Source organism: Corallococcus exercitus (assembly GCF_003611585.1).
Taxonomy (GTDB): Bacteria; Myxococcota; Myxococcia; order Myxococcales; family Myxococcaceae; genus Corallococcus; species Corallococcus exercitus.
Genome location: NZ_RAVW01000064.1, coordinates 20246 through 30793, shown reverse-complemented (window position 1 = coordinate 30793; position 10548 = coordinate 20246). Strand labels below are relative to the sequence as shown.

Below are 10548 nucleotides of genomic sequence, written 5' to 3'. Positions count from 1 at the left end.
GGCCTTCAACGGTGCCGGGGTGCGTCGGAGGGTTTCGTGTCCGGCGCCGGCTTCGTGTCCGGGGGCTGAGGCATGGGCCAACCCTGGAAGAGCGGCCATCCCCGGTAGGGATTGCCCCGCGAGGGCTCCTCGGCGGGTTCTGGCGCTTCGGGTGGGGGGCGGCCGGGGTGCGGTGGCGTGCGCAGCAGCACCCACGACAGCACGATGCACAGCAGGCTCATCACCACGATGCTCCAGGCGCGCGTGCGGGGCTCCAGCTCCATCTAGAAGCGCCCCCGCTTGAGCAGGTCGCCCTTGGAGAGCGAACCCAGCAGGTGCCGCTGCCCGTCCACCACGGGCAGCCGCTCCAATTCCGTGTGGCCGAACCGCGCGGCCACCTCCGCCAGGGACAGGTCCGGGGTGATGGGCTGCACGCCGGTGTCCATCACGTCCGCGGCCACGGTGGCCTGGAGCAGCGAGTGGTCCGGCAGGTGGCCCTTGAGCGCGTCCAGGCTGATGACGCCCAGCAGGCGCCCCTCCGCGTCGGTGACGTACAGGTCCGCGCCCGCGGGCGCCTCCAGGAGCAGCACCACCACCTCGTCGAAGGTTGCGGAGGGCGGCACCCGCTGCGTCGCGGGGGACAGGAGCGAGCGCACCCCTTCCTCCCGCAGCCAGTGCGGCACGGAGGCCGGCACGCGCACGTCGCGCTTCACGAGCACGGAGGTGTAGAGCGACTCCGGCTCCAACTGGCGGCTGACAACGGCGGCCACCACCGCGGCGAGCATCAGCGGGAGGATGAGGTCGTAGTCGCCGGTCATCTCGAAGATCATCAGCACCGCGGACACGGACGCATGCGTGGTGCCCGCCAGCACCGCGCCCATGCCCAGCAGCGCATACGCCCCGCTGGGCGCCGCGCCCCCCGGAAGCGCCCGCTCCACCATCATCCCGAACGCGCCGCCCAGCAGCGCGCCGAAGAAGAGGGATGGGGTGAAGAGCCCGCCCGGCACGCCCGCGCCCGCGCACAGCGACGTCACCGCCAGCTTCGCCAGGGGCAGGATGAGCAGCAGCGCCAGCGGCAGCGTCCCATGCAGCGCCATGTTCACGGAGTCGTAGCCGTTGCCCATGAGGTACGGCCCCGCGATGGCGGTGAGGCCCACCACCGTCATCGCGACCAGCGGCATGAACGGCGTGAGCCACGACGGCAGCTTGTCCAGCAGGTCCGAGGCGAGGTTGATGCCGCGCACGTAGAGCGCGGAGGCCCCACCCACGAGCACGCCCAGGAGGATGGCCAGCACCAGCTCGCGCGGGTGGGTGAGGGCGTAGTGGGGGATGACGTAGCTGGGATGATCCGCGATGAGCGTGCGCGACACGAGCGTCGCCACCACGCACGACACGACGATGGGGCCGAAGAGCTCCAGCGCGAAGCTGCCCAGCAGCACCTCCAGGCCGAAGAGGGCCGCGCCAATGGGGACGTTGTACGCGGACGCGATGCCCGCCGAAGCGCCGCACGCCACCAGCACACGCGCCTGGCCCGGCCCCAGCCGCAGCCACCCCGACAGCGCGGATCCGCTGGCCGCGCCCGTCTGGAGGAGCGCGCCTTCGCGGCCCAGCGGCGCCCCCAGCGCCACCGCGAGGATGGACACGAAGCCACGCAGGATCGCGCGCGGGAAGGGGAGCCGGCCGGACTTCACCCAGATGGATTCGATGATGCCCGCGGTGCCATGGCCGCGCAGGGGCTGGCCCACCAGCAGGGACACCACCGTCACCAGCGCACCGCCCAGCACCGGCACGAGGAACCGGCGCCAGCCCGGCGACGCGAGCGCGCCCTCCAGGAAGTGCTCCGTGTTGCTCTGCCAGAACAGGTGCTGGGTGAAGCGCAGCACGGCGAGCAGGGCCACCGCGCCCAGCCCGGAGATGAGCCCCACGCCCACCACCAGCACCCAGAACCGCCGCTCCTGTCCCAGCAGGCCCTTGAGGATGCGCCGCAGCCAGGGAGAGGGCGCCCCCGTCCTCAGGTCGGGGTGGACTGCTCCGGATACGGGTTCGGGCATGGCCTCCACACCTGTCCAATGTACGGAGCCAGGAAGGGCCTTCCCGGGACCGCCCGGCATTTCCCGGACGCTCCCTGCCCGGCCGGCCGCCCCTCGGCCGGCCTACCTGCCCGACGGAGTCCTGGCCGCCTTGCCCTGCGTGCTGCGTGCGGGCTGGCGCGCTCCGGAGTCGCGGGGCGGCGCGGATGGGAGAGGCTGTCCTCCCGGTTCATCCGCGAGGCCCAGGTGGATGCCGGGAGGTGGAGGGTTCTTCAGCACGGACTCCGTCCGGGTCGCGGGCTCGGTGGCGCCCGGGGCGAAGCGGTCCGCCAGCTCCGCGGCGGCGTCGCTCAGGTCTCGGTGCGCGACGATGGTGCGCTCCAGCGTCTTGCCCAGGCGGGCGGACGTGTCGAAGGTCTGCCGGGATTCATCCGAGCCGGGCAGCGAGTCCTGGTACGAGAACGCGAGCGTCGCGTCCCTGCGCAGCGCATCCAGCAGCCGGGCCAGTTGCTGTTGCAGCTCCGCGTCCTGGTCCGCGCGCGTTCGCTCCAGCAGGCCCCGCTCGCCTCCGAACCAGACGCGCCCCACGCGCCCGAAGCCCTCCTCCGTGGAGGCCACGGGCAGGTCCTCCATCACGATGAGCGGGTGCACTCGGCGCGGGAAGTCCTGTTCATACAGCGCGAAGAGCAGCGTGCCGTCCGCGCGTGGGAACACCGCCGCGGTGCGCGAGCCGAAGGGGAAGAAGGGCGTGGCGGACACCTCCGCGCGCTTCGCCACGCGGGCGCGGGCCAGGGCGTCCAGCGGCGTCGTGCCTTCCAGTGCGCGCTTGGGCGTGCGGCGCAGGTTGTTCATCAGGTCGCGCGCCTGGTCGATTCCCACCACCACGTTGAGCGCGCTGCCGCGCGAGTAGCCCGCGTGGTAGACGCCCACCAGCTCGAACTCGCCCGTCTTGCAGGAGATGGCCAGCACGGGCGACCCCGAGTTGCCCTGCGACAACAGCGCGTCGATGACGAAGTCGTCGTGGTACCAGTCCTTGTACTCGTCGTGGTCGTAGGCGGAGATGACCTTGCCCATGTTGGTGGCGTTGAAGACGCCCAGCGGGAAGCCGCGCACGTCCACCACGTCGCGTTCGCGCACGGCGGCGCTCTTGCCCACCTTCCACGGCATCACCGTCAGCGGCGTCTTCGACTTGATGACGGCCAGGTCCAGCTGCGGATCCACCACCGCCGTGGACAGCGGGATGTCGTCGCGGTCGTAGTGGTCCGCCTCGTTCTCCACGATGCTCAGGCCGTCCTTCACGCGCTTGCAGCCGGAAGGCACGCCGTCCACCGGATGCGCGTCGCTGGTGACGTCCGGCCACTCCACGACGTGCTGGTTGGTGAGCAGCAGCGTCTCCCCGGCCTGCTGCCGGTACGCGAACGCGGTGCCGTGCGCGGACACCGGCGTGCGCGTGCGGCGCACGTTGCCCTCCGCGCCGTAGGACAGGCACTCGTACACGGCGGTGCTGCGCACGCAGTACGTGTACTTCTTCTGCATCGCCTGTTCGAAGGCCCGCGCCTTGGGGGACAGCGCGCTGTAGCTGTCCGCGTATTCGCCCTCGCAGTACGGCGCGGGCGGCGGCGCTTCCACCGCGGGCGGCGTTGGAGCGGGGGGCGTCTCTGCTCCGGAGGCGGTGAGGGACACCGCCACCACCGACAGTCCGACCATCCACCCGACCATGGCCCCTCCCGCGTCGTCGTCGCCTGAGGTGTTGCTAAGGCCCGCCGCGCCCTCGTGCATCCGTGTGCGAGAGAGAGCAGGCGGATTTCGCGGTGCGAAAAGCCCGCTGTCCGTCAGAAGCGACGGCACGCCTGTCCATTCCCGGACGGGCCTGCCCCACGCGCACGCACCCGGTGGGCGTTGGCCTCACCCGTCCAGGTCGTTGAGCGCGTCGGGCGGCAGCGGCGAGGCGCCCGTCACCGTGCCGTCCATGTCCAGGGGCAGCGTGGACGGATCGACTTCCGGTGGAGGGCTGTTCTCAAAGGGCGCGGCGAGCGTGGGCCTCGAGCCCGAAGCCCCCGGCGGCGGACGCAGCACGGGCCCCGGCGGAGGCAGCCCCGAGTGCCGCCGCGCGGCCTCCATCAGGGCGTTGTGGTGGCGGTACCTCGCCTCCACGAGCTTGTGGATGAGCAGCGGCCCCCCGGGCACGCGGCGCGCGGTGAGGGCCTGGGTGGCCTTGCGCACCGGGTAGCGCACGCGGCGGATCTGCACGCGCCAGCCCTTGGGGGTGAAGGTGAAGACGCCGTAGGCGGGGCGCAGGTCGCCGTCGCGAGGAATGCCGGCGCTGGCCACGTCCGCGATGAGCATCCGGCCCACGCGCCGGCGGTAGGGGAAGTGCAGGTGCCCGAAGGCGCACGCGGCCGCGTCCAGGTGCGTGAAGAAGCGGCGCACCGCGTGGTCGTCCAGCGTGGGGTCCAGCGACTCTTCCAGGTTGCGAGGGTTCGCGTGGCAGATGAACAGGTCCTGCCCCTTGCGCGGCGTGTAGCGCAGGGAGAAGGGCATCTGTCCCAGCTGCTGGAGCAGCGCGTCGCCCAGCTGGTCGCGCGTCCAGCGCAACAGCTCCGTCTTCCAGTGGTCCCGCTCGCGGTACGCGCCGCCCAGGTAGTTGCCGGCGAGGTACGCGTCCGTGTTGCCCATGATGAGCGCGTGGCAGCGGCTGAAGAGCAGCTCCACCGTCTCGCGTGGGTGGGCACCGCGCAGCGCCAGGTCTCCGGCCGCGACGATGTAATCCGGCGCCACCGACTTGGTGATGTCGTCCAGCACGGCCTCGCAGGCCGGAAGGTTTCCGTGAATGTCCGCGAGGATGGCGACCCGCATGGCCGCCCCCATCCTAGCCCGTCGCCGCCGTCGGGCCAGCCGCCGAGGGTAGAAAAATGACAAAGGTACTGCCCGCGTTCGGCTGGCTCTCCACCTTCACCTCGCCGTCCATCGCGCCCATCAGGTGCTTCACGATGGAAAGGCCCAGTCCCGTCCCCACCCATGTCCCGGCTGCGACCCTTGTCCACCCGGTAGAATCGCTCGAAAATCCGGGAAAGATGCTTGGGCTCGATTCCCACGCCTGTGTCGCGCACGCGCACGACGCACCGGCCGCCCTCGTACGCTCCGTCCACGTCCACCCGGCCGCCCGCGGGCGTGTACTTCACCGCGTTGTCGAGCAGGTTGAGGAGCACCTGCTCGATGGCCCGTCCATCCCCCAGCGCCACCAGCCCCGGCGGCACGTGCAACCCGATTTGCTGGTTCTTGCCCTCGGCCTTGGGGCGCACCCCTTCGGCGGCGCGGGAGACGGCCAGGGCCAGGGGCACCTCCGTGCGCTGGAAGGTCATCTCGCGCGCCTCCAGGCGGGAGAGCTCCAGCAGGTCCTCCACCAGCTCGGAGAGGCGCTCGGACTGGCGGTGGATGATCTCCACCATCTTCGGGGCCACCTGGGTGTCCTGGAGCGCGCCGCCCTGGAGCGTCTCCGCGTAGCCGCGGATGGCGGTGATGGGCGTGCGCAGCTCGTGGGAGACGTTGGCCACGAAGTCCTTGCGCACCTTCTCCAGCCGGCGCAACTCCGTGACGTCGTGGAAGACGGCGGCGCTGCCGGGCAGGTCGCGCCCCACGGGCGTCACGCGCACGGCCAGTGTGCGGGAGTACAGCCCCTCGAGCGTCAGCTCCAGCCGCGTGGAGGCGCCGTCATGGCACGCGCGGGCCACCGCGTCGTTGAGGGCCTCGTTGCGGATGAGCGCGAGCGGCCGCTGGCCCACGATGGCGCCGTGCGCGGGCCGGAGCATCTCCGCGAGCGCGTCGTTGTGGCGCACCACGGTGCCCTCCGCGTCCGTCACCCAGAGCCCCTCCGCCATGCCGTCCAGCACGGCGGTGAGGATGCGGGCCTCCTGGTTGAGGGCGGCGGCGCGCATGGACAGCTGGTCGTCCAGCGTGTCGATGGCGTCTTCCAGCTGCGCCAGGTCGTCGGTGCGCTCCAGGCCCGCGGGCGGCGCCACGTCCACGCCCGCGGCCAGCGACTGCGTCTTCTGGGTCAGCGCGCGAAGCTGGCGCTCCATGGCCACGCGGCTCGTGCCCAGCGCCAGCGCGGAGCCCGCCAGCGTGACGAGCCCCGCGGCGAGCGCGCCGGCCGGGTGGCCGAAGAGCACGAGCAGCGTCGCGACCAGGAGGGGAGGAACGAGCAGCGCCAGGAGCGTGAAGCGCAGGGGCATGACGGCCTCACGGAGGGCTGAGCTTGTAGCCCACGCCGCGCACGGTCTCGATGATGTCGCCCGCGGGCCCCAGCTTCTCGCGCAGGCGCTTGATGTGCGTGTCCACGGTGCGCGTGTGGATCTCCGCCTGGATGCCCCAGACGTCGGACAGCAGCACCTCGCGCGTCTGCACGCGGTCGCTTCGCTCCAGCAGCGTGCGCAGCAGGCGGAACTCCAGCGCGGTGAGGATGATCTCCTCGCCCTTCACCCGCACCTGGTGGCGGGACGTGTCCAGGCTGATGTCGCCCGCGGCCAGCACCGCGGCGGGGCCTTCCTCCGCGTCCGCGCGGCGCAGCACGGCCTTCACGCGCAGCAGCAGCTCGCGCACGGAGAAGGGCTTCACCACGTAGTCGTCCGCGCCCAGTTCCAGGCCCTGGATGCGGTCGGCCTCCTGGCCCTTGGCGCTGACGATGACGACCGCGGCCTTCTTGAGCTCCGGGTCGCTCTTGAGCATGCGCAGGACTTCACCGCCCGCGACGTCCGGCAGCATCAGGTCCAGCAGCACCAGGTCCGGAGGATGGGCACGGGCCCGGGCAAGCCCGCCCGCGCCGGTGTTCGCCGTGTCCGTCTCGAAGCCCGCCGCGCGGAGGTTGTAGTCGACGAGTCCGGCCAGGTCCTGCTCGTCCTCGATGATGAGGATGCGCGCCATGAAGGATGCTCCCGCGAAGGGATGGAATGCGTGGCGTCCCGTAACAGATTCGTTCCGCCGCGCTCGGGACAACCATGTGACATCCGCGCGCCATGCCCGCCCGCCTCCCCAGCGGGGCGCCAGTGCCTGCGCTTCAGCGCGGAAACACCGGGTCGCAGGCCTGGGAGGTCAGCTCGATGGGGGCGGCCACCAGGGTCGCGTTGGTGCCGGAGTTCACCTCGCGCAGGTAGTTGCAGGAGCTGCCCAGGAAGCGCGTCGGCGTGTCGGCCGTCAGCGCCTCGATGACGAGCGCGTAGTCGCGGCCCACCGGCACGTCCACCGCGAGCCCCATGGCCGCGCCGCCGGGGGCGGAGGGAAAGCGCAGCGTGCGCCCCGTGTTTCCGTCCGCGTCCTTCAGCTCCAGCAGGTCGCCGGGGTCCACCTGGGTGGCCAGGCAGGTGCGCTGCAGCTCCGTGCAGTTGCGCTTCGCACCGTCCTTCAGCACCACCACCTGGTAGGCACCGACCTGGCTCGCGACGGCGCGGCTGAGCGTGACCTCCAGTCCCAGGGGCAGGGCCCCCGGTGCCGCATCCGGCCCGCAGCCGCAGAGGAGGGAAAGCATCAACAGGGCTGCGTGTCTCATGGCGCGGCGTCCTCCACGCGGATGGTGATGGGCACGCGGCCCCGCTCCTCCGAGGACGACAGGGCCACCACCCCGGCCGTGCCGCCAATGGCCACCGCGCCCACTGCGACCCAGAGCCAGGGGCTCTTGTACCAGGGGCGGCTGGAGCCCTCCGTCAGGGCCGTGGCGGGTGCGCTCCGCGACGCCACCTGGAAGAGGAGGGGATGGAACGGATCCCCGCGTCCGGCGAGCCGCCGCTCCGCCGCGTCCACGACCTCGAAGTAGTACTCCACTTCATAGGGCGTGCTCTCCACGGGCAGCTCGTACGCGGGCAGCACGGCGGTGTAGTGCTCCGGCCGGGCCCGGTCGCGCACGAAGTCCACCGACGAGAAGCCCTGCGCCCCCGCGCGCCGGTAGAACAGCCGCGCCCGCGCGCCCAGCGCCATGTCCCGGAGGGTGGCGTCCACCTCGACGCGCTCGCCCGGCACCGGGTCCGGGATGGGGTCCACCTGCAGGGTGACGGGGTGGACGCGGCGGTGGCGCAGGTCCTCCTTCAGCTTCGCGAAGAGGTCGCGGACCTTCGGCGGCGCGGAGCGGGGCAGCTCGAAGTCCGGCCGGGCCTGGAGCAGCTTCTCGTACGCGCCGCGCGCCAGGGCCTCGTCGCCCAGGTAGAGCGCGGTGAGCCCCTGCAGGCGGTAGAGCTCCACCAGCTCGTCGTCCGTGACGTCGGGCGCGTCCAGCCCGCCCCGCACCACGTCCAGGGCCTCCTGGAAGCGGCCGGCCTCCAGCAGCCCCTTCGCCGAGTCGATGGCGGGGCTCGTCGGGCCCAGCTGGAAGAGGAGGGTGGACGGGGGAAGGGGCGCACGGGCCTGCGCCGGCAGGGCGAGCATCAGCCCGAGCCCCCAGACACAGAGTGCGCCCCGCGAACGTCGGGCGGGGAAGCGCATCAGATGGAAAGCTACCAGAGCGGTGTTGAGGGGATCCACGCGGCGCGGCTCGGTAGTCCAACCCGGCGTGTTGACTGACGGGGGGAGTCCCTCTATGTTGCGCGCCCTTTTGCCGGGAAGCCTTGTAGATGGTCGTAAAGATTGAACAAATCAAAGACGCGGGGCTGAAGCTCGACGAGCCCATCGCTCCCGGGGTCCTCAAGGAGGCCCTGGAAGGTCAGGGGTCCGGTGAGGGCACTGGCTTCCAGGCGACCGCTCCGTCGACGCTCCAGGCCACCCTGCGCAAGGTCAGTGGCGGCGTGCTGCTGACGGGCGGCTTCACGGTCCACGTGGGCGCGCCCTGCAAGCGCTGCCTCGCGGACGTGACGCTGGACCTTCCCGTGTCCTTCACCATCAACCTGGTGCCGGAGTCCCTGGCCCGGGGCGATGACTTCAAGGACGACGACGAGAAGGCCATGGAGAAGAAGGAACGCACCCAGGGTGAATCCGGGGGCACCTTCGCGCTGGGCGAGGCGGACGAGCAGGTTTTCGATGGGAAGACGATCGATCTGGATCCGATCATCCGGGAACAGGTATTGCTCGCCCTCCCGATGAGCGCGGTCTGTCGGGAAGACTGCCAGGGGCTCTGCTCGCAGTGCGGCCAGAACCTCAATGAGAAGAAGTGCGGCTGCGAGCCGAAGGTCGTGGACCCTCGACTGTCGCCGCTGAAGAACATCAAGTTGAACTGACGGTCCCTATGCCCCTCGCAAGGCGCGAGGGGGGACGGGTCCGATGCCGAGGTGAGCCGTGGGAGTTCCCAAGAAGCGGACGTCGAAGATGCGCCGGGACCGTCGTCGGGCCGGCAACAACAACCTGCGGACCCCCGTCCAGGTCATCAAGTGCTCCAAGTGCAAGGAGCCCGTGATGCCGCACCGCGCCTGCGCGGCCTGTGGCAACTACGGTGGCCGTGAGGTCATCGCGACCGCCGCGGAGTAGTTGAAAGCGGAAGGCTGCCGGTGCGGCTCGTCCTCGACGCGATGGGTGGCGACCACGCCCCCGACGCCGTCGTGGAAGGGGGCGTGCTGTTCGCGCGAGCGTATCCCGGGCACGAACTCGTGCTGGTCGGGGACGCCACGCGTGTACGTCCCGTCCTGGAGCGCGCCGGCGCGCCCCCCAACGTGCACCTCCACCACGCGTCCGAAGTGGTGGAGATGGACGACCCCGCCACCGCTGCGTTCCGGCGCAAGCGGGACTCCTCGCTCCGGGTGGGCTTCGAGCTCGTCCGGCAAGGGGAGGCGTCCGCCTTCGTGTCGGCGGGCAACTCCGGCGCGGTGATGGCCGGTGGCATGTTGACGCTCGGCCGGATTCCCGGCGTGGAGCGTCCGGCCATCGCGGCCCTGTTTCCGGCCTTGAAGGGCGAAGGCCGCTGCCTGCTCCTGGACGCGGGCGCCAACGTGGACTGCCGCCCCTCGCACCTGGCCCAGTTCGCCGTGCTCGGCGAGGCGTACTCGCGCACGCGCCTGGGCGTGAAGCGCCCCCGCGTGGCGGTGCTCTCCAACGGTGAAGAGGAGTCCAAGGGCACGCAGCTCACGCGCGACGCGAGCGCCCTCCTGCGCCGCTCGGACCTGGAGTTCGTGGGCTACGTGGAGGGCAAGGACCTGTTCTCCGGCGACGTGGAGGTCGTCGTGACGGACGGCTTCACCGGCAACATCGTCCTGAAGACGTCCGAAGGCGTGGGCATGGGCATCACCGGCCTCTTGCGCTCCGCCATCGAGAAGCGCGGCGGCCTGCCGGAGAAGCTGGGAGCGCTGCTCCTCAAGCCCACCCTGGCGGGGCTGCGCCGCGTCATGGACTACGCCGAATATGGCGGCGCGCCGCTCCTGGGCCTCCAGGGAGTGGGCATCGTCGCGCACGGCCGCTCTTCCCCCCGCGCCATCCACAACGCGCTCGTCACCACGCTGCAGCACGTGCGCGCGGGCGTGCAGGAAGAGCTGACGCGCTGCATTGCCAACGCCGCCGCCTGGCTTCCTCCCCACCAGCGGGGAAGGAAGGCGGACGGGGACGAAGGGAACGATTAGAGCGCGCGGGCCAG

10 protein-coding genes and 1 pseudogene are annotated in these 10548 nt (G+C 71.4%); 3 read left to right on the top strand and 8 right to left on the bottom strand.

All coding sequences use genetic code 11. From position 1 onward, the window contains the following. Window positions 1-5: 5 nt before the first annotated feature. From D7W79_RS11185 to D7W79_RS11150, 8 genes and pseudogenes are all read right to left on the bottom strand, one after another. A complete protein-coding gene (locus D7W79_RS11185) occupies window positions 6-263 on the bottom strand; it encodes a hypothetical protein (protein WP_120525348.1) in 258 nt (85 codons plus the stop codon). Then, window positions 264-2030: a chloride channel protein gene (locus D7W79_RS11180; RefSeq protein WP_120525350.1), complete on the bottom strand. Its 1767-nt coding sequence runs from the start codon at window positions 2028-2030 to the stop codon at window positions 264-266. A gap of 102 nt (window positions 2031-2132) precedes the next feature. Next, entirely contained in the window at window positions 2133-3728 is a 1596-nt protein-coding gene (locus tag D7W79_RS11175; RefSeq protein WP_158616938.1) for a S1 family peptidase, read from the bottom strand. A 186-nt stretch (window positions 3729-3914) separates the two neighbouring features. Then, a complete protein-coding gene (locus D7W79_RS11170; RefSeq protein WP_120525346.1) occupies window positions 3915-4865 on the bottom strand; it encodes a metallophosphoesterase family protein in 951 nt (316 codons plus the stop codon). Between the two features lie 13 nt (window positions 4866-4878). Then, window positions 4879-5887, bottom strand: a pseudogene (locus D7W79_RS11165) (sensor histidine kinase). A gap of 361 nt (window positions 5888-6248) precedes the next feature. After that, complete coding sequence (locus D7W79_RS11160) at window positions 6249-6929, bottom strand: winged helix-turn-helix domain-containing protein (protein WP_120525345.1); 681 nt, start codon at window positions 6927-6929, stop codon at window positions 6249-6251. 133 nt (window positions 6930-7062) lie between these two features. Beyond that, window positions 7063-7551, bottom strand: coding sequence for a hypothetical protein (locus D7W79_RS11155; protein WP_120525344.1), 489 nt, complete (start codon window positions 7549-7551; stop codon window positions 7063-7065). Continuing rightward, window positions 7548-8477 (bottom strand): hypothetical protein, encoded by a 930-nt coding sequence (locus tag D7W79_RS11150; protein ID WP_244221707.1) that lies wholly within the window; start codon window positions 8475-8477, stop codon window positions 7548-7550. Before D7W79_RS11150 ends, D7W79_RS11155 begins: the two co-directional genes overlap by 4 nt. A 128-nt stretch (window positions 8478-8605) precedes the next feature. Here D7W79_RS11150 and D7W79_RS11145 point away from each other — a divergent pair, with 128 nt between their 5' ends. The 3 genes from D7W79_RS11145 to plsX are packed head-to-tail and all read left to right on the top strand — an operon-like array spanning window position 8606 to window position 10534. Beyond that, on the top strand, window positions 8606-9205 hold the full coding sequence (locus D7W79_RS11145) for a YceD family protein (RefSeq protein ID WP_120525342.1): 600 nt from the start codon (window positions 8606-8608) through the stop codon (window positions 9203-9205). A gap of 58 nt (window positions 9206-9263) precedes the next feature. Next, entirely contained in the window at window positions 9264-9452 is a 189-nt protein-coding gene (gene rpmF / locus D7W79_RS11140; RefSeq protein ID WP_014395447.1) for a 50S ribosomal protein L32, read from the top strand. A 20-nt stretch (window positions 9453-9472) separates the two neighbouring features. Next, a complete protein-coding gene (gene plsX / locus D7W79_RS11135; RefSeq protein WP_120525341.1) occupies window positions 9473-10534 on the top strand; it encodes a phosphate acyltransferase PlsX in 1062 nt (353 codons plus the stop codon). Window positions 10535-10548: the final 14 nt, after the last annotated feature.

What these genes read in the sequence shown, in the direction of transcription:
- D7W79_RS11185 (WP_120525348.1), bottom strand. Translation starts at nt 263, where the DNA reads ATGGAGCTGGAGCCCCGCACGCGCGCCTGGAGCATCGTGGTGATGAGC.
- D7W79_RS11180 (WP_120525350.1), bottom strand. Translation starts at nt 2,030, where the DNA reads ATGCCCGAACCCGTATCCGGAGCAGTCCACCCCGACCTGAGGACGGGG.
- D7W79_RS11175 (WP_158616938.1), bottom strand. Translation starts at nt 3,728, where the DNA reads ATGGTCGGGTGGATGGTCGGACTGTCGGTGGTGGCGGTGTCCCTCACC.
- D7W79_RS11170 (WP_120525346.1), bottom strand. Translation starts at nt 4,865, where the DNA reads ATGCGGGTCGCCATCCTCGCGGACATTCACGGAAACCTTCCGGCCTGC.
- D7W79_RS11160 (WP_120525345.1), bottom strand. Translation starts at nt 6,929, where the DNA reads ATGGCGCGCATCCTCATCATCGAGGACGAGCAGGACCTGGCCGGACTC.
- D7W79_RS11155 (WP_120525344.1), bottom strand. Translation starts at nt 7,551, where the DNA reads ATGAGACACGCAGCCCTGTTGATGCTTTCCCTCCTCTGCGGCTGCGGG.
- D7W79_RS11150 (WP_244221707.1), bottom strand. Translation starts at nt 8,477, where the DNA reads ATGCGCTTCCCCGCCCGACGTTCGCGGGGCGCACTCTGTGTCTGGGGG.
- D7W79_RS11145 (WP_120525342.1), top strand. Translation starts at nt 8,606, where the DNA reads ATGGTCGTAAAGATTGAACAAATCAAAGACGCGGGGCTGAAGCTCGAC.